This window comes from Erwinia sp. AnSW2-5 (genome assembly GCF_045107195.1).
GTDB lineage: Bacteria > Pseudomonadota > Gammaproteobacteria > Enterobacterales > Enterobacteriaceae > Erwinia.
Map to the genome: position 1 here is coordinate 450837 of NZ_JBJGXA010000002.1, position 16809 is coordinate 467645.

Consider the following 16809-nt stretch of genomic DNA (forward strand, 5'->3'; position numbering starts at 1 on the left):
TGATCACATTACTCGAATACAGGGCGGAGAATGTCCCCGCGCTGCAAGAAGAATCAGCATGAATTTAGCCTTTACACTCCTCGACTGGCAGGCGAGCGCGCCTGGGCTGAATGAGCCTGCGCACTGGAAAAACTGGGCCATGCAGCCGCCCGCTATCGACAGCACCCAGCAACTGGCTAAATGCAGCCAGCTGCCGATGATGACTGCGCGGCGTCTGAACAGCGGCAGCCGTGCGGCGGTGGATTGTGGGCTGTCAGTATTGCGTCGTCAACGCGTGGATGCGCTGGTATTCACCAGCCGCCACGGTGAGCTGGAGCGTAATTTACGCATTCTTACTGCGCTGCAAAAACAGCAGAATCTGTCGCCGACTGACTTTGCCATGTCGGTACACAATGCGGCGGTGGGCAGCCTGACCATTGCGGCAGAAGCCCCGCTGGTCTCGACGTCGCTGTCGGCGGGGGCAGACTCTTTTCAGCAGGGCATGGTGGAAGTGGCCGCATTACATGCAGCGGGTTACCCGCATGTGCTGCTGGTCGATTTTGAAGGCACCATTCCTGACCTCTATCACCCTCATATTCCTGACCAGACGTTGTTTTCCGCCTATGCGGTGGCGCTGCTGCTGGCTCCGGGTGATGCCTGCCACTGTGTCAGCCAGCCGCATGTTACACCGCGTGCGTCTGCGCTGCCGCAAAGCCTGCTGTTCCTGCACGGCTGGCTGGCGCGCCAGGCGCAGTTCAACGTGCCGGGCGATCGTTTGCACTGGCAGTGGACGTGTCGCTATGACTGATCTCTCCCTGCGCGCCCGACCCTATCGTTATCTGAGTCGCTACTGGCGCATTCTGATGACCGGCCTGTGCTTTACGCTGTTTGGCCTGGGTGGGCTGATGCTGTCGCTGGTGTGGTTTAACCTGCTGCTGCTGTTGTTACGCGATCCCCAGCAGCGCCGCCGCCTGGCACGACGCAGTATCTCGCGCTGTTTCCGTCTGTTTCTGCGCTGCTGCCGCGCCCTTGGGGTGTTTGACTACCGTATCGAAGGGGCTGAACTGCTTCAGCAGGATCGACGTTGCCTGATCGTGGCGAACCACCCTTCGCTGGTGGATTACGTGTTCCTGGCGTCAGTGATGCCGGAAGCCGATTGCCTGGTGAAAGCCGGGTTACAGAAGAACTTTTTCCTCTCCGGGGTGGTGCGCGCTGCGGATTATCTGGTGAACAGCCAGGGAGATACGCTGCTGCCGGACAGCCAGCGCCGCCTGGATCAGGGCGATGCGATTATCCTGTTCCCGGAAGGCACCCGTACCCGCTACGGCGAACCGCTCAAACTCCAGCGCGGCGCTGCCAATATCGCGGTGCGCTGCCGTTGCGATCTGCGTCTGGTACATATTGTCTGCACCCAGCGTATGCTCGATAAGCAGAGCCGCTGGTATCAGGTCCCGGAAGAAAAACCGCTGTTCACCGTACGCGTGCAGCAGCGCATTGACGGCAGCACATTTTGGGCAGGGGAGGAGGAGCCGGAGTCACGCGCTGCGCGCCGCCTCACTCACTATTTGCAAGATGCATTAACACCAGAACATCAATAATTATTCGGAAACAGTATGGAAGAGTTATCGCTCGAAATTAAACAGATGATCATCGACACGCTTAATCTGGAAGAGGTGAGCGTGATGGATATTGATACCGATGCGGCGCTGTTTGGCGACGGACTGGGCCTTGATTCTATCGACGCACTGGAGCTGGGCCTGGCGGTGAAAAGCCGTTACGGCGTAGTGCTCTCTGCCGAAAGTGACGAGATGCGTCAGCACTTTTACTCCGTTGCCACCCTGGCGGCGTTTATCCATGCCCAGCGTTCTGCGCTGACGGCCTGATCGTATCCAGGAGAAGACCGTAATGGATAAGAACGAAATTTATCAGGAAATCACAGGCCTGCTGGTCAAATTGTTTGAGCTGGACGCGGACGATATCAAACCGGAATCGCGTCTGTACGAAGACCTTGAACTGGACAGCATTGATGCCGTCGATATGGTGGTGCATTTGCAAAAGCGCATCGGCCGTAAAATCAAACCTGAGATCTTCAAATCAGTACGCACCGTGCAGGATGTGGTGGATGCGGTGGAACAACTGCTGCGTGAAGGCTGATCGTTAACGGCGGCAGGGAAAGCGAACCGATGTTACGTATGCTCACCGGGCTGCTGCTGGTGCTGTGGCCATTTCTCGTCTGGTTCAGCCTCACTCACCCTGAATACCACTGGCTGCTGCCGCTGATGGCGCTGTTGTTTGTGCTGCGCTGGCTGGGGCTGCGTCGACAGGTGGGGGCCTTTGCGATGACAGGCAAATGGCTGGCAGTGGCCGGGGCGGGGCTGTGTACGGCCAGTATGCTGCTGCGCGACCATCATCTGCTGCTGTGGTATCCGGTGGCGGTGAACGCCATTCTGCTGCTGCTGTTTGCCAGCTCCTTATTCAGCACTATGCCGCTGGTAGAACGCCTCGCCCGCCTGCGTGAAGCCGACTTGCCGCCGCGCGCGGTGGCGTACACCCGGCGCGTCACGCAGGTCTGGTGCCTGTTCTTTCTGATCAATGGCGGGGTGGCGCTGATCACCTGCCTGCAAACTTCTCTTTTCTGGTGGACGTGGTGGAACGGACTAATCAGCTATCTGTTAATCGGGCTGTTGATGGCGGGCGAATGGTGTGTGCGCCAGCGCATAAAGGCATCGCGGTGAGTGACAGCGTACTGCCCATCGGCGACTGGCTGACAACGTCCGTGCCGGGCATTGTGGCACGCAGCGGCACACGTGAATGGACCCGGCAGCAGTGGCAGCAGCAGGTCACCGCACTGGGTGCGCGTCTGCTGGCGCACCCGGGGCAACGCTGGGCGCTGTGCTTTGAGAACAGCTATCTGTTTAGCGTGGCGCTGCTGGCGGCGCTGCATGCAGGAAAAACGCCGCTGATCCCCGGCCACTGCCGGCCTGCACTGCTGGTGGAGCAGATCGCGGAATTTGACGGTGTGCTCAGCGATCGGGCGTTCACCCTCGACTGCCCGGTCTGGCAGGTCGAAGAGGCGGGCAGGGCAACCGGTGAAGTGCTTCCCCCTGTTGCATCTGATGCGGCCATTATCCTGTTTACTTCCGGTTCCACCGGCGCGCCACGGCAGGTGAGTAAACCCATTGCCAGCCTGGATGAAGAGGCGCGCTGGTTGCACCGGCTGTGGGGCGAACGTCTGCAAGGCTGCACCCTGATTGCGTCGGTGACTCATCAGCACCTCTACGGGTTGAGCTTCCGCCTTGTGATGCCGATGGCACTGGGGCTGCCGTTTGACAGCCACCAGGTCTGCTACAGTGAACAGCTGGTGGCGCAGCCCGCCGGGCGCTATGCCTTTATCAGCAGTCCGGCCTTCCTGCGCCGCATCGATTTCTCCCTGGTCGCCCCTGACTGCTGCCTGACGGTGTCGGCCGGGGGCGTGCTGCCCTGGCAGGATGCGCAGGCGGTGGCCGAGTGGACCGGGTATCCGGTCGAAGAGATCTACGGCAGTACCGAAACCAGCGCGATCGCCAGTCGCTGCCGTACCCGTGATGACACCGCGTGGCAGCCGTTCAGCGATGTGACCTTCCGCCAGGATGAACAGCAAAACTGGTGGGTGCGTTCGGCGCTGATCCCACAGCCGCAGGGGCTGATGCTGGATGACAAGCTGGCGTTCAGTGCGCAGGGCTTTCAGCTCTGTGGCCGCCACGATCGCATTGTGAAAATTGAAGATAAACGCGTGTCGCTCAGCGAGATTGAGCGGCGGCTGCTGGCGCTGCCGGAGGTGGCTGATGCGGTCGCGCTCCAGGTGGTGCGCGGCGATCGCAGCGGCATTGGCGTGGTGCTGGTACTCAACACGCCAGAGAGCGATCTCCATGCACTCAAACGCCAGTGGCGTCATGAACTGCAGCGCTGGCTTGAGCCGGTGGCGATGCCCCGCTTCTGGCGGGTGGTTGAGGTCATCCCGCATAACAGTCAGAGCAAACGTGCCTGGCCGCAGATACAGGAGTTATTTCATGTTGCCCGTTGAGCTTGCAGTACAACAGCAGGGCGGCGAAGCGGAACTGCTGTTGCGCGTCGATGCCGATCTGTTCTGGTTCCAGGGCCATTTTCCTGAGCAGCCGCTGTTGCCCGGTGTGGCGCAGCTGGACTGGGTGATTCACTATGGCACGACGTTGCTGGCCCCTGGACGGCAGTTTGCCTCCGTAGAGAATATTAAGTTTCAGCAGCCAATCCTGCCGGGCGCGACGCTGAAGCTGAAGCTGAACTGGCAGCCCGAAAAAGGGCTGAGTTTCCAGTATCAGCGGGTGACCGACGCGGGCCTGTTCCCGGCCAGCAGTGGGAAGATCCGCCTGTGTTAAATGAGACATTCCGTCCCTGTGTGGTGATCCCCTGTTATAACCACGGCATGATGATGGCCTCGGTGCTGGCCCGCCTGGCCCCGTTTCATCTGCCGGTACTGATTGTCGATGATGGCAGCGATGCCGCCACCGCCAGTCAGCTTGATGCGCTGGTGGGGCCGGGCGTGCAGCTACACCGCCTGACGCCCAATCAGGGCAAGGGCGTGGCGGTGCTGGCCGGACTCGCGGAGATGGCCCGTCAGGGCTTTACGCATGCGGTGCAGGTGGATGCTGACGGGCAGCATCAGATTGAAGACTGCCCGCGTCTGCTGGACGCTGCACGCGCAGCACCTGACGCGCTGATCTCAGGCCAGCCGCAGTATGACGACTCGGTGCCCAGGGCGCGGCTGTATGGCCGCTATATCACCCATTTCTGGGTCTGGGTGGAAACCCTGTCGTTCTCCCTGAAAGACAGCATGTGCGGGTTCCGCGTTTACCCGCTGGTCCCGACGCTGGCGCTGGCACAGCGCCGCGCCATCGGTCAGCGTATGGATTTTGATACGGAAATTATGGTGCGCCTCTACTGGGCGGGCACGCCTTCGCACTTCATTGCCACCCGCGTGACCTATCCGCAGGACGGCCTGTCACACTTCGATGCGCTGCGCGATAACCTGCGAATCTCCTGGATGCACACCCGGCTGTTCTTCGGCATGCTGCCGCGTATCCCCTCATTATTATGGCGCAGACCAACCTCGCGACACTGGTCTGCCACGCCGGAACGCAGCGGGCTGTGGGGCATACGCTTTATGCTCGCGGTGTATCGCTGCTGCGGCCGCCGGGCTTTTACGCTGTTGCTGTGGCCGGTGACCGCCGTGTACTGGCTGACCGGCGGCGATCAGCGCCGCGCTTCGGTGCAGTGGCTGAACGCTATCCGTGAATATGCGCAGTCGCAGCAGATGACACTGCCCAAACCGCTGAGCAGCTTCCGCCACTTCCTGCGCTTTGGCGATGCGATGCTGGATAAAATTGCCAGCTGGCGCGGCGATCTCCGCTGGGGTAAAGAGATTGATTTCGCCCCCGGCGCCGAAGTGATTATTCATCACGGTCCGCCGGGAGGACGACTGATCCTCGCTTCGCATCTTGGCGATATTGAAGCCTGTCGTGCGCTGGCACAGCAGGTGAGCGGGCTGGTAATTAACGCGCTGGTGTTTACCGACCACGCGCAGCGCTTTAAGCAGATACTGGACGAGATTGCCCCGCAAGCCAGCGTGAATGTGATCCCGGTCAGCAATATCGGCCCGGAAACCGCCATTATGCTGCAGCAGAAACTCGATGCCGGAGAATGGGTGGCGATTGTCGGCGATCGCACGGCCGTCAATCGCCAGCGCGGCGGCACGCGTCGGGTGATATGGAGCGAATTTCTTGGCAAACCCGCTCCTTTCCCGCAGGGACCTTTTGTGCTGGCGGCGGCGTTGCGCTGCCCGGTGATGCTGATGTTTGCCCTGCGCCAGGGCCGCACGCTGCGTCTGCACTGCGAACCCTTTGCCGATCGGCTGGAACTGCCGCGCGCGACGCGCCAGCAGGCCTTACAGCAGGCGGTGGATCGTTACGCGCAGCGGCTGGAATACCACGCGCTGCTGTCACCGCTCGACTGGTTTAACTTTTTCGATTTCTGGCAACTGCCGGAAACCCCACCGACCGAACATGAAGAGAAGGAATCCCGATGTTAAACGATGCGCGTTTCTCTGTTGAGGTTGAATTGACCGTTCCGTTCCACGATGTGGATGCCATGGGCGTGGTCTGGCACGGCAACTATTTCCGTTATTTCGAGGTTGCCCGCGAAGCACTGCTGGGTAAATTTAATTACGGCTACCGCGAGATGAAGGCCTCGGGCTATGTCTGGCCAGTGGTCGACACCCGGGTGAAATATCGCGGTACTCTGACGTTTGAGCAGCGTATCCGCGTGCGTGCCACCATCGAAGAGGTGGAAAACCGCCTGCGCATCGCCTATCAGATTTTTGATGCAGAGAGCGGCCAGCGTACCACCACCGGTTACACCATTCAGGTGGCGGTGGCCGAAGGCGATACCGGCATCAGCTTTGTCTCGCCGCAGATCCTGTTTGACCGTCTGGGAGTCACGCCATGATCAGAATGCTTTTCACCCTGCTGATGCTCACCAGCCTCAGCGTGCAGGCCGTGACGCTGGAAGCATTGCAACAGCGCTTTGCCAGCCAGCCGGTGGTGCGGGCTGACTTCAGTCAGCTGCGTACTATCAAAGGCATGGCGCAACCGCTGAAATCCAGCGGACAGCTGCTGATAGCCCAGGATAAAGGATTGTGGTGGCAGCAGGCGAAGCCTTTCCCGCTGACGCTGGTGCTGGATGAAAAGCGCATGGTGCAGGTGATGAACGGCCAGCCGCCGGAGATTGTCACCGCTGACAGTAATCCGCAGATGTTCCAGTTTAACCATCTGCTGCGCGCGCTGTTCCAGGCCGACCGTAAAGTGCTGGAGCAGAACTTTGCCCTGGATTTTCACGATCTCGGCCAGGACCGCTGGCGCCTGGTGCTGACGCCCACCACCTCGCCGCTGGATAAACTGTTTAACAACATCACCTTACAGGGTGGCGCTTATCTCGACAGTATTCAGCTCAATGACCGTCAGGGCGATCGTACGGATATTACCCTCAGCAATCAGCGCCTGACGCCGACTCAGCTGACCGATGAAGAGCAGCAGCGTTTTGTTTTCTAACCGACCGCGTCAGATTGCCTCTGCCTGGCTGATCGTCTGCCTGTTGCTGCTGGCCGGGCTTGCGGCATTGCTGCCGCAGGCGCGGATTAACAGCAGCGTGCTGGCGCTGTTGCCTGCGCAGTCGATGGGCGCGATGCCGGCCGACCTGCAACAGGGCTTTATGCAGCGTCTTGACCGCCAGATGGTGTGGCTGGTCAGCGCCGGGAAGCAGGATAACCCGGCGGTGGCGCAGACGTTGCTGACGAAACTGCAACAGCTTGACGGGCTCAAACAGGTAAAAGGGCCGCTGAATGCACAGCAACAGCAGGCCTGGGGACAGTTTGCCTGGCAGCACCGTAACAGCCTGATCGACGCCACCACGCGCGCACGTCTGGAAAACGGCGGTGCGGCCCAGGCTGACTGGGTGCTGGCGCAGCTCTACTCCGCGTTTGCCGGGGTGAGCGGGCAGGAACTGAATCACGATCCGCTGATGCTGGTGCGTGGTGCGCAGCTATTGATGCAACAAAATGCCAGCCAGCTCGGGCTGAGCAACGGCTGGCTGACCACCCGCGATCGGCAGGGGCAGCGCTGGTACTTTATTCATGGCGAACTGGCCAGCAGCTCGTTTGATATGCAGCAAAGCCACGCGATGGTCGGCCAGCTTCAGGATATTGAGCGGCAGCTGCAACAGCAGTACCCGGAGGCAAAACTGCTGTCACGCGGCACCGTCTGGTTCAGCGATTATGCCAGCCAGCAGGCGCGGCATGATGTCTCCACGCTCGGTGTTGCGACCATTGTTGGCGTGCTGCTGCTGGTGTTCACGGTGTTTCGCTCGCCGCGCCCGCTGCTGCTGTGTGCGCTGTCGGTGGGAATTGGCGCACTGGCAGGCACGGTGATCACGCTGCTGTGCTTCGGCGAGCTGCACCTGATGACGCTGGTAATGAGCCTGAGCATTGTCGGGATCTCGGCAGATTACACCCTCTATTATCTGACGGAACGGATGATCCACGGCGCGGATATGACGCCGCAGGAGAGCCTGCATAAGGTGATGCGTGCGTTGCTGCTGGCGCTGGGCACCACCGCCATTGCCTGGCTGATTATGGTGATTGCACCGTTCCCGGGGATCCGCCAGCTGGCGGTGTTCGCCGCCGTTGGTCTGACCGCCTCCTGCCTGACGGTGATCTGCTGGTATCCGCTGCTGGTGAAAGGGTTGCCTGTGCGTCCGGTGCCGCTGATGGCGCTGATGGGGCGCTGGCTGGCCGCATGGCGGCGCAATAACCGCCTGCGCATTGGCCTGCCGCTGCTGGTGGCACTGCTGTCGCTGGCCGGGATCAGCCAGCTGCGCGTTAATGATGATATTTCCCAGTTACAGGCGCTGCCGCAACACCTGCTGGCGGTGGAGCGGCAGGTCACTGCGCTCACCGGGCAGAGTGCTGACCAGACCTGGATGGCGGTTTCCGGCGATAATCCACAGCAAACCCTGCAACGGCTGGAGGCGCTGGCACCGAAACTGGCCGATGCGCGCCGTCAGCAATGGCTCAACAGTTACCGCCTGCTGCCGCTCTCCTCGCTGGCGCAGCAGCAGCAGGATTTACAACGCTTGCAACAGGCGGCCCCGACGGTGATCGCGCGGTTGCAGGAGGCTGGCGTAACGGTCAAGGCGCCCGATCTCAGCGCACAGCCGCTGACCCCGGAAACCTGGCTCAACAGTCAGAACAGCGAAGGCTGGCGTCTGCTATGGCTGACGCTGCCTGACGGGCGCAGCGGCGTACTGGTGCCGCTGAGCGGTGTGAGCGATCGTGCCGCACTGGCGCAGCTGGCCGACAGCCTGCCGGGCGTCAGCTGGATCGACCGTAAACAGACCTTCGATACGCTGTTTGCCTTCTACCGCACGTTGCTCGGCTGGCTGCTGGCGGCCGCGCTGGTGGCGATTGCCCTGAGCAACGTGCTGCGCCTTGGCTGGCGTCAGGGGCTGCTGACGGTGATCCCTTCCGTGCTGTCACTGGGCGGTGGACTGGCGGCGCTGGCGTTATCCGGCCACTCGCTCAACCTGTTTTCGCTGCTGGCGCTGGTGCTGGTGCTGGGCATCGGGATTAATTACACCCTGTTCTTCAGCAATCCGCGCGGTACGCCGATAACCTCTCTGTTGGCGGTCATGCTGGCGATGGCGACCACCTTGCTGACGCTGGGGATGCTGGTATTCAGCAGTACCCAGGCGATCAGCAGTTTCGGCATTGTGCTGTGCAGCGGCATCTTTACCGCGTTCTTACTGTCACCGCTGGCACTGCCGGTGAAACGGAGAAAAAAATGAAAAGCCTTCTGGCGCTGTTCTGCGCCGCGTTGCTGCTCACGGGCTGCGCCGGAAAACCGGATGACACCCGGCCGCAGGCCTGGCTGAAACCGGGTGTGCGCGTGACGTTGCCGCCGCCGGCCATTGACCCTGCGTTCAGCCAGCAACAGCTGCTCACCGGCAGCTTCAAGGGCAAACAGCAGTCGCTGCTGGTGTTGCTGAGCGCCGATGGTCAGCAGCTGACGCTGGCCGGGCTGTCATCGCTTGGCATCCGTCTGTTTCGCGTAACGTATGATGCCAGCGGCATCCACACCGAGCAGTCGCTGGTTCTGCCGGAGATGCCGCCAGCCAGCCAGGTGCTGGCCGATATTATGCTCAGCCACTGGCCTGTTGCCGTATGGCTGCCGCGCCTGCCTGAGGGCTGGACGCTGGCAGACCAGGGCGACCGCCGTCAGCTGCGCGATGCGGGTGGCACACTGATCACCGAAATCCGCTACCTGCAACGCGGTGCGCAGCGGGTGCCGATCAGCGTTCAGCAGTTTGCCTTTGGTTACCATATCTTGATTCAGAATCTGGACGGATGATGATGTTTATTTCTGCGGTGGGTATGCTCAGTGCGCTGGGTGCAACGTCCGATGACATCGCCGATAACCTGGCGCGCGGCACGGCACCGGGGATGCGTGCCGACAGCGGCTGGTTGATCGGTGATAAACCCTGCTGGACAGGGCGGGTGGATGCGCCGCTGCCTGCGGTTCCGTCCCGGCTGGCGGCGCATAACAGCCGCAATAATCAGCTGCTGCTGGCCGCGCTGGCGCAGATTGAAACGGACGTGCAGGCGGCGATCGCACGCTTTGGCGCAGATCGCGTGGCGGTGGTGCTTGGCACCAGCACCTCAGGTCTGGATGAGGGCGATCGTTTTATCAGCGGTGACAGCGGGGAATATCACTATTTTCAGCAGGAGCTTGGCGATCCGTCGCGTTTCCTGGCGAACTACCTGCAACTGAGCGGCCCGGCCTACACGCTGTCGACCGCCTGCTCCTCCAGCGCACGGGCGTTGATCAGCGGCCAGCGACTGATTGATGCCGGACTGGCGGATGTGGCGATTGTCGGCGGTGCCGATACGCTCAGCCGTATGCCGCTCAACGGATTTGACAGCCTTGAGTCGTTATCGGCGCAACGCTGCATGCCGTTCAGCCAGCAGCGTGATGGCATCACTATTGGCGAAGGGGCGGCGCTGATGCTGCTGACCCGCGAACCGCAGCCCGTGGCAATTCTGGGTTATGGCGAATCGTCCGATGCCTGGCATATGTCGGCCCCGCATCCTGAAGGGGAAGGGGCCAAACGCGCGATTACTATGGCGCTGCAACAGGCAAAGCTGACTCCGGATCAGGTGGGATATATTAATCTGCACGGAACGGCCACGCGGTTAAATGACCAGATTGAAGCGGGGGTGGTCAGTGCGCTGTTTGGCGACCGCATCCCATGCAGTTCCACCAAACACTTAACCGGGCATACGCTCGGTGCCGCAGGCATTGTTGAGGCCGCGCTGTGCTGGCTGATCCTCACCCGCCATCTGCCATTACCACCGCAGGATTTCAGCGCCAGCACCCCGGATAGCAGCCTGCCAGACTGTTGTTTGCTGACGGCGCCCGCGCCGCTGGAACGCCCGGTGATCATGAGTAACTCTTTTGCTTTTGGCGGCAATAATGCCTGCCTGATTTTAGGAACGCTGTGATGTCAGAGTATCAACCCGCCGCGTATTACCTGCCGCATGCCTCGCCAATGGTGCTGGTGGAGCAGGTGCTGATGGTCAGTGACGAAGAGGCCCATTGTCGGGTGCGGGTCAGCCATGATGGCGCACTGGCACCGTTTCTTAACCCGCAGGGCGCATTGCCTGCCTGGTTTGGCATGGAAATGATTGCCCAGACGATAGGCGTCTGGTCAGGCTGGCATGGCCGCCAGCAGCATCAGCAAACCCCGCGTCCCGGCATGTTACTGGGCGGGCGCGGCTACCGCTGCCAGCAACCGGCCTTTCCGGCCGACAGCGTGCTGGATATTCGCGTCAGCCTGCTGATGCGCGATGAAAAAATTGGCAGTTTCGACGGCGTCATCACCCTTGATGGCGACACCTGGGCCAGTGGCCGACTGAATACCTATCAGCCGGATAACCAGGAACTTCAACAACTTATGCAACAGGGTATTCAGGAATGACGCGTTCTGTTTTAGTCACCGGCGCCAGTAAAGGTATTGGCCGCGCGATTGCGCTGCGCCTGGCCGCCGATGGATTCACCGTGGCAGTCCATTTTCACAGCGATGAGCAGGGCGCACGGGACACGCTGCAGCAGATTGAAACCGCCGGAGGCGCGGGCCGCGTGCTGGGCTTCGATATCGCCAACCGTGAGATGTGCCGTACCCGTCTTGAGGCGGATATCGAGCAGCACGGCGCGTATTATGGCGTGGTCAGCAATGCTGGTATTACCCGTGACGGTGCATTTCCTGCCCTGAGTGATGACGACTGGGACCAGGTGATCCACACCAACCTCGACAGTTTTTACAACGTGATCCAGCCTTGCGTGATGCCGATGATCGGCCTGCGCAAAGGCGGGCGCATTATTACCCTGTCGTCGGTTTCCGGCATGATGGGCAATCGCGGACAGGTGAATTACAGTGCGGCCAAAGCGGGCATTATTGGTGCGACCAAGGCGCTGGCGATTGAGCTGGCGAAACGCAAAATCACCGTTAACTGCATCGCGCCGGGCCTGATTGATACCGGCATGATCCAGATGGAGCCGGTGGCAGTGGATGAGGCCCTGAAGATGATCCCGATGAAACGCATGGGCGAAGCAGAGGAAGTGGCCGGGCTGGCCAGCTATCTGATGTCTGATATCGCGGGATATGTCACTCGCCAGGTGATTTCCATTAACGGGGGGATGCTCTGATGCGCCGTGTGGTGGTAACAGGAATGGGCGGCGTGACCGCCTTTGGTGAAAACTGGCAGGCGGTGTCTGCGCGTTTGCGCGCGGGCACCAATGCGGTACGTAAGATGCCGGAGTGGCAGGTTTATGACGGCCTGAACACCCTGTTAGCGGCGCCGGTGGATGATTTTAAGCTACCGGAGCACTACACCCGTAAACGCATCCGCTCGATGGGCCGCGTCTCGCAGATGGCGACCCGTGCTACCGAACTGGCGCTGGAACAGGCCGGGCTGCTGGGGCACCCGGTGCTGACCAACGGCGATACCGGCATTGCTTACGGCTCCTCAACCGGCAGTACCGGGCCGGTCAGTGAATTTGCCACCATGCTGACGGAAAAGCACACTAACAACATTACCGGCACCACCTATGTGCAGATGATGCCGCACACCACGGCGGTGAATGCCGGACTGTTCTTTGGCCTGCGGGGGCGGGTGATCCCCACTTCCAGCGCCTGCACCTCCGGCAGCCAGGCGATTGGTTATGCCTGGGAAGCGATCCGTCACGGTTATCAGACGGTGATGGTTGCCGGTGGGGCAGAGGAGTTGTGCCCTTCCGAGGCGGCGGTGTTTGACACGCTGTTTGCCACCAGCCAGCGCAACGACCGCCCGGAAAGCACGCCTTCACCGTTCGATACACAACGTGATGGGCTGGTGATTGGCGAAGGGGCCGGAACACTGGTGCTGGAAGATCTGGAACACGCCGAGGCGCGTGGTGCGACGATCTATGCGGAGATCGTCGGTTTTTATACCAACTGTGATGCTGCGCACATTACCCAGCCGCAGCGTGAAACCATGCAAATCTGCATCGAGCGGGCACTGCGCTCGGCGGGGCTGACCGCCGACGATATTGGCTATATCAGCGCCCACGGCACTGCGACCGACCGGGGCGATGTGGCCGAGAGCCATGCCACGGCGGCGGTCTTTGGCGACCGTACGCCGATTTCATCGTTGAAAAGTTATTTTGGTCATACGCTGGGCGCCTGTGGCGCACTGGAAGCCTGGATGAGCATTGAGATGATGCGTGAAGGCTGGTTCGCCCCGACGCTGAACCTCACGCAACCCGCTGAGGATTGTGCCGCGCTGGACTACATCATGCAGCAGCCCCGTGAAGTGCAGACGGACTACATTCAGTCAAACAACTTTGCCTTCGGTGGCATCAACACCTCCCTGATTTTCCGCCGCTGGTCCTGACCCTGCTAAGGCGTTGCTCTGGCAACGCCATTCCTGTGATTCACGCCTGAAAATATTAGTTAAGATTGATAATTTTTTTATATGACTGTTCAGTTTGTGAAACACTGCACTTGCCTGATTTAAGAAGAAAAGAGTCTATCTTATTCCGTTTTTAGCAGTGATGAATCAATTTATTACGTTAATATGGCCGGAAGTCGTGCTATTATCCTGCGCGATTATTTGAAGGTATTTGACACTTTTTGGTGCTATAAGCCCGGGTGGAATAGTGTACTTTCGTTAGTGTTGCTTATTTTTTTGGGTGAAAAGGACGTCTTTCATTTTTTACCGGCACCCCAACAGGATTGTTTTGCCGGTACGCTGTGGCTGAACATGAAAAACAGTTCCAAACCTGAGTCTGAAAAAGAACCCCGAGTGTCGTTAGATGATGCGCAGTTTGCCATTGTGGTCCTGGCTGTCACCTCTTTCACACTAATTATCTTTGTCCTCGCCATCACGTTGTGGATGTCCTGAGCGGATCCTGCTGATGTTTTATCTGCTGACTACGTAGCATCAGCGCCATTGATTCGTTAATGGTGCGATTGCCGTTCGCGTCCGGCAGACCAAACAGCCCGGCAGGTAAGCGACGATCATCATCCCATGCCGGGTAGTCGACCACTGGATAGAGCGAAATCCCTTCCAACTGCACGCCGGCTTTCACTGCTAAATCCCCTTCCTGACTGACGAGGTTAAGCCACGTCTGAGCCTGCCCGGCTTCTGCACCGGTTTCGGCAATCAGCAGGGGGCGCTGATAGCGCTGCCACACTTCCTGTAACAACACATTGAGTGGCCGATAATCCGGGTGATGTGGTTCCAGCGGATCGCCGTTATGGAACCACTGATTATCCGGGTACCAGGTCAGCCCCATAATATCCAGCAGGTCTTCCGTTCCCCCCAGTTCCGGTTCGCGCCTTCCCGCCAGCCAGTCCCAGACTTCATATTGCGCCTGATGCTGTTGCTGAGCCTGTAAGCGGGCGGCGGTGGAATACCCGGATGCCGCGACGTTGACCAGCGGGTCGGTGAGCACAAAGCGCACGCCGGGCAGTTCTTCACGCATGGCATGCATGGCGGCAATGCTGGCGCGGGCCAGCTGGCGTTTCAGTTCGCGTCCACGCCCGGTAACAAAAGGATTGAACCAGGCGATTTCCGCCCCGGCCCATGACCAGAATGAGATCTGATTCATCGGCGTAATAAACGGGCGGGTGTGGCCCTCTTCGCGCATCAGGCGGGCGAGTGCGCGGGCAAAAGCGCTGAAACGATCAACAAATTCTGGCTGCCAGATATCCAGCCCGTCCGGCCAGCCAAAATGGGCCAGCTCCCAGATCATTTCAATACCGTACTTTTCAGCGGCTTTTAGCTGCGGCAAAAAGCTCTCCCAGTGATATTCTCCGGGGTGCGATTCAATTAAGTACCAGCGGGCGCCATCGCGTGCCGTCAGGATCTGATGGCTGGCTAACAGGGCATAATCTTTCTCCAGCAGCGTGTCATGCCCGCTGCTGATCATCAGGTCGGCGCGCTTACCGGGTGTCCGGCAGGCAGTGGAGCAGGCGAAGCTCCCCTGGTAGAAGCTGGAAAACAGACCTGGCGGGTAACGTCCATCATGCATAATGTTCTCCAGAGGGAATAAAACGCAGGCGATGGGCTAAGTCTAGACTATATGTTTACCTGGCCGACAGACGCCAGGCAGGATAAGAGTTAACCGGATGAATAACCGTATTGCCGCACAAGGATCGCTGATGACCGACACGCTTCACCCGCCGCAGGCAGACAACCTGGCTGGCGCGACACGCCTGGCGCAGGCGATCACGCCACTGGTCGCACAGCACCCCCTGCACAGTGGGGTCTATCCGCTGTCCGAAGGGCTGGATGCCTTCGCCGCGCGCTATCAGCTGATCACCCTGGCGGAAAAGACGCTGGATATTCAGTATTACATCTGGCAGAACGATCTGTCGGGCAGGCTGCTGTTCAGCGCCTTGCTGGCGGCAGCCCAGCGCGGCGTGAAAGTGCGTCTGCTGCTGGATGACAATAACACCCAGGGGCTGGACCGGACGCTGAGTGAACTGAACCGCCACCCGCTGATTGAGGTGCGCCTGTTTAACCCGTTTACCTTCCGCACGCTGCGGGCGCTGGGCTACCTGACGGACTTTGCCCGCCTGAACCGCCGGATGCACAACAAAAGTTTTACCGTGGATAACGCCGCCACTATCGTGGGTGGCCGCAACATCGGCGATGAATATTTTGGCGTGGGTGATGAACCGCTGTTTTCCGACCTCGATGTACTGGCTGTCGGTCCGGTAGTGGGTGAGGTGGCGCAGGACTTCGATCGCTACTGGCAGAGCCGGCCGGTGTCACCGCTGCGCCACGTGGTAGAGGAAGAAGAAGGTGAGACGTCGGCGGTAACGCTGCCGGATGCCTGGCGTGACAGTCCGCAGGTGGCGCGCTATCTGCGCCAGGTGGATGAGTCGACGTTTGTCACCCAGTTAGACAATCGAAAGCTGCCCTTTACCTGGGCGAACACCCGCCTGTTAAGCGACGACCCGCGTAAAGGGCTGGGGCGGGCCAGAACCAGCACGCTGCTGCCGCAGCGCCTGCTTGAGGTGATTGGTAAACCGCAGCAGCAGCTCGACATCATTTCTGCCTATTTTGTGCCAACGCGAACCGGCGTTGCGCAGTTGCTGGCGCTGGTGCGTAAAGGGGTGAAAATTTCTATTCTCACCAATTCGCTGGCGGCCAACGATGTATCGGTTGTGCACGCGGGCTATGCCAAATGGCGTAAAAAGCTGTTACGCCACGGTATCCGTTTATACGAACTGAAACCGCACAGCGAAACACGTGAGCCGAGCCACGACCGCGGCCTGACCGGGAACTCGGGGTCCAGCCTGCATGCGAAAACGTTCAGCGTGGATAACCAGACAGTATTTATTGGATCGTTTAACTTTGACCCACGCTCTGCCGTGCTGAATACCGAAATGGGGCTGGTGATTGAAAATGAGGCGCTGGCAACGCGCATTCATGAGCGTTTTATCAGCAGTATGCGCGACCGCGCCTGGACGCTACGTCTGGATAAATGGGGGCGGGTTAACTGGGTGGAATATCCGGGGGAAGGTGCCAATGAAGTGGTGCATAAGCATGAGCCGCGCACGCGACTGATGCAGCGCCTGCTGGTGCGCCTGGTATGGCGCTTGCCAATTGAATGGTTGCTGTAGTGGTCGCCCCCTGAGGTATCCCCATAAAGTCAG

The 16809-nt window shown here is 59.9% G+C and carries 18 protein-coding genes; 17 read left to right on the forward strand and 1 reads right to left on the reverse strand.

Annotated features, from left to right (window positions below):
- Positions 1-58: 58 nt before the first annotated feature.
- The 16 genes from ACFL9S_RS03795 to ACFL9S_RS03870 are packed head-to-tail and all read left to right on the forward strand — an operon-like array spanning position 59 to position 13534.
- The gene (locus ACFL9S_RS03795; protein WP_405260342.1) at positions 59-787 is read left to right on the forward strand and encodes a beta-ketoacyl synthase chain length factor; all 729 of its coding nucleotides are present in this window, start codon (positions 59-61) and stop codon (positions 785-787) included.
- Entirely contained in the window at positions 780-1577 is a 798-nt protein-coding gene (locus tag ACFL9S_RS03800; RefSeq protein WP_405260343.1) for a lysophospholipid acyltransferase family protein, read from the forward strand. The genes ACFL9S_RS03795 and ACFL9S_RS03800 overlap by 8 nt, the downstream gene beginning before the upstream one ends.
- Before the next feature lie 15 nt (positions 1578-1592).
- Positions 1593-1862 (forward strand): phosphopantetheine-binding protein, encoded by a 270-nt coding sequence (locus tag ACFL9S_RS03805; protein ID WP_405260344.1) that lies wholly within the window; start codon positions 1593-1595, stop codon positions 1860-1862.
- Between the two features lie 22 nt (positions 1863-1884).
- Complete coding sequence (locus ACFL9S_RS03810) at positions 1885-2133, forward strand: acyl carrier protein (RefSeq protein ID WP_133840948.1); 249 nt, start codon at positions 1885-1887, stop codon at positions 2131-2133.
- Between the two features lie 29 nt (positions 2134-2162).
- On the forward strand, positions 2163-2714 hold the full coding sequence (locus tag ACFL9S_RS03815) for a hypothetical protein (protein ID WP_405260345.1): 552 nt from the start codon (positions 2163-2165) through the stop codon (positions 2712-2714).
- Positions 2678-4042 (forward strand): AMP-binding protein, encoded by a 1365-nt coding sequence (locus tag ACFL9S_RS03820; protein WP_405260346.1) that lies wholly within the window; start codon positions 2678-2680, stop codon positions 4040-4042. The genes ACFL9S_RS03815 and ACFL9S_RS03820 overlap by 37 nt, the downstream gene beginning before the upstream one ends.
- A complete protein-coding gene (locus ACFL9S_RS03825; protein WP_405260347.1) occupies positions 4029-4373 on the forward strand; it encodes a 3-hydroxyacyl-ACP dehydratase FabZ family protein in 345 nt (114 codons plus the stop codon). The genes ACFL9S_RS03820 and ACFL9S_RS03825 overlap by 14 nt, the downstream gene beginning before the upstream one ends.
- Entirely contained in the window at positions 4367-6082 is a 1716-nt protein-coding gene (locus tag ACFL9S_RS03830) for a glycosyltransferase (RefSeq protein ID WP_405260348.1), read from the forward strand. The genes ACFL9S_RS03825 and ACFL9S_RS03830 overlap by 7 nt, the downstream gene beginning before the upstream one ends.
- Entirely contained in the window at positions 6076-6498 is a 423-nt protein-coding gene (locus tag ACFL9S_RS03835) for an acyl-CoA thioesterase (protein WP_405260349.1), read from the forward strand. Before ACFL9S_RS03830 ends, ACFL9S_RS03835 begins: the two co-directional genes overlap by 7 nt.
- Positions 6495-7100 (forward strand): outer membrane lipoprotein carrier protein LolA, encoded by a 606-nt coding sequence (locus ACFL9S_RS03840; RefSeq protein ID WP_405260350.1) that lies wholly within the window; start codon positions 6495-6497, stop codon positions 7098-7100. Before ACFL9S_RS03835 ends, ACFL9S_RS03840 begins: the two co-directional genes overlap by 4 nt.
- Positions 7072-9390 (forward strand): MMPL family transporter, encoded by a 2319-nt coding sequence (locus ACFL9S_RS03845; RefSeq protein ID WP_405260351.1) that lies wholly within the window; start codon positions 7072-7074, stop codon positions 9388-9390. Before ACFL9S_RS03840 ends, ACFL9S_RS03845 begins: the two co-directional genes overlap by 29 nt.
- A complete protein-coding gene (locus ACFL9S_RS03850) occupies positions 9387-9953 on the forward strand; it encodes a DUF3261 domain-containing protein (protein WP_405260352.1) in 567 nt (188 codons plus the stop codon). The genes ACFL9S_RS03845 and ACFL9S_RS03850 overlap by 4 nt, the downstream gene beginning before the upstream one ends.
- Positions 9953-11104, forward strand: coding sequence for a beta-ketoacyl-[acyl-carrier-protein] synthase family protein (locus tag ACFL9S_RS03855; RefSeq protein ID WP_405260369.1), 1152 nt, complete (start codon positions 9953-9955; stop codon positions 11102-11104). The genes ACFL9S_RS03850 and ACFL9S_RS03855 overlap by 1 nt, the downstream gene beginning before the upstream one ends.
- A complete protein-coding gene (locus tag ACFL9S_RS03860) occupies positions 11104-11580 on the forward strand; it encodes a 3-hydroxy-fatty acyl-ACP dehydratase (RefSeq protein ID WP_405260353.1) in 477 nt (158 codons plus the stop codon). Before ACFL9S_RS03855 ends, ACFL9S_RS03860 begins: the two co-directional genes overlap by 1 nt.
- Positions 11577-12308, forward strand: a complete 732-nt coding sequence (locus ACFL9S_RS03865; RefSeq protein WP_405260354.1) for a 3-ketoacyl-ACP reductase FabG2 — start codon at positions 11577-11579, stop codon at positions 12306-12308. The genes ACFL9S_RS03860 and ACFL9S_RS03865 overlap by 4 nt, the downstream gene beginning before the upstream one ends.
- Positions 12308-13534, forward strand: coding sequence for a beta-ketoacyl-ACP synthase (locus ACFL9S_RS03870; RefSeq protein WP_405260355.1), 1227 nt, complete (start codon positions 12308-12310; stop codon positions 13532-13534). The genes ACFL9S_RS03865 and ACFL9S_RS03870 overlap by 1 nt, the downstream gene beginning before the upstream one ends.
- 490 nt (positions 13535-14024) lie before the next feature.
- Here ACFL9S_RS03870 and ACFL9S_RS03875 read toward each other — a convergent pair whose 3' ends face one another.
- Complete coding sequence (locus ACFL9S_RS03875; RefSeq protein ID WP_405260356.1) at positions 14025-15176, reverse strand: beta-glucosidase; 1152 nt, start codon at positions 15174-15176, stop codon at positions 14025-14027.
- Positions 15177-15306: 130 nt separating this feature from the next.
- Between ACFL9S_RS03875 and ACFL9S_RS03880 the strand changes: the two genes are divergently transcribed.
- A complete protein-coding gene (locus ACFL9S_RS03880) occupies positions 15307-16776 on the forward strand; it encodes a phospholipase D family protein (RefSeq protein ID WP_405260370.1) in 1470 nt (489 codons plus the stop codon).
- Positions 16777-16809 lie beyond the last annotated feature (33 nt).

Excerpts from the sequence above, each read along its gene's own strand:
- ACFL9S_RS03815 (WP_405260345.1), top strand. The coding sequence starts at position 2,163 with ATGTTACGTATGCTCACCGGGCTGCTGCTGGTGCTGTGGCCATTTCTC.
- ACFL9S_RS03820 (WP_405260346.1), top strand. The coding sequence starts at position 2,678 with ATGGTGTGTGCGCCAGCGCATAAAGGCATCGCGGTGAGTGACAGCGTA.
- ACFL9S_RS03855 (WP_405260369.1), top strand. The coding sequence starts at position 9,953 with ATGATGTTTATTTCTGCGGTGGGTATGCTCAGTGCGCTGGGTGCAACG.
- ACFL9S_RS03800 (WP_405260343.1), top strand. The coding sequence starts at position 780 with ATGACTGATCTCTCCCTGCGCGCCCGACCCTATCGTTATCTGAGTCGC.
- ACFL9S_RS03810 (WP_133840948.1), top strand. The coding sequence starts at position 1,885 with ATGGATAAGAACGAAATTTATCAGGAAATCACAGGCCTGCTGGTCAAA.
- ACFL9S_RS03870 (WP_405260355.1), top strand. The coding sequence starts at position 12,308 with ATGCGCCGTGTGGTGGTAACAGGAATGGGCGGCGTGACCGCCTTTGGT.
- ACFL9S_RS03805 (WP_405260344.1), top strand. The coding sequence starts at position 1,593 with ATGGAAGAGTTATCGCTCGAAATTAAACAGATGATCATCGACACGCTT.
- ACFL9S_RS03795 (WP_405260342.1), top strand. The coding sequence starts at position 59 with ATGAATTTAGCCTTTACACTCCTCGACTGGCAGGCGAGCGCGCCTGGG.
- ACFL9S_RS03850 (WP_405260352.1), top strand. The coding sequence starts at position 9,387 with ATGAAAAGCCTTCTGGCGCTGTTCTGCGCCGCGTTGCTGCTCACGGGC.
- ACFL9S_RS03840 (WP_405260350.1), top strand. The coding sequence starts at position 6,495 with ATGATCAGAATGCTTTTCACCCTGCTGATGCTCACCAGCCTCAGCGTG.
- ACFL9S_RS03835 (WP_405260349.1), top strand. The coding sequence starts at position 6,076 with ATGTTAAACGATGCGCGTTTCTCTGTTGAGGTTGAATTGACCGTTCCG.
- ACFL9S_RS03880 (WP_405260370.1), top strand. The coding sequence starts at position 15,307 with ATGACCGACACGCTTCACCCGCCGCAGGCAGACAACCTGGCTGGCGCG.
- ACFL9S_RS03865 (WP_405260354.1), top strand. The coding sequence starts at position 11,577 with ATGACGCGTTCTGTTTTAGTCACCGGCGCCAGTAAAGGTATTGGCCGC.
- ACFL9S_RS03845 (WP_405260351.1), top strand. The coding sequence starts at position 7,072 with ATGAAGAGCAGCAGCGTTTTGTTTTCTAACCGACCGCGTCAGATTGCC.
- ACFL9S_RS03860 (WP_405260353.1), top strand. The coding sequence starts at position 11,104 with ATGTCAGAGTATCAACCCGCCGCGTATTACCTGCCGCATGCCTCGCCA.
- ACFL9S_RS03875 (WP_405260356.1), bottom strand. The coding sequence starts at position 15,176 with ATGCATGATGGACGTTACCCGCCAGGTCTGTTTTCCAGCTTCTACCAG.
- ACFL9S_RS03825 (WP_405260347.1), top strand. The coding sequence starts at position 4,029 with ATGTTGCCCGTTGAGCTTGCAGTACAACAGCAGGGCGGCGAAGCGGAA.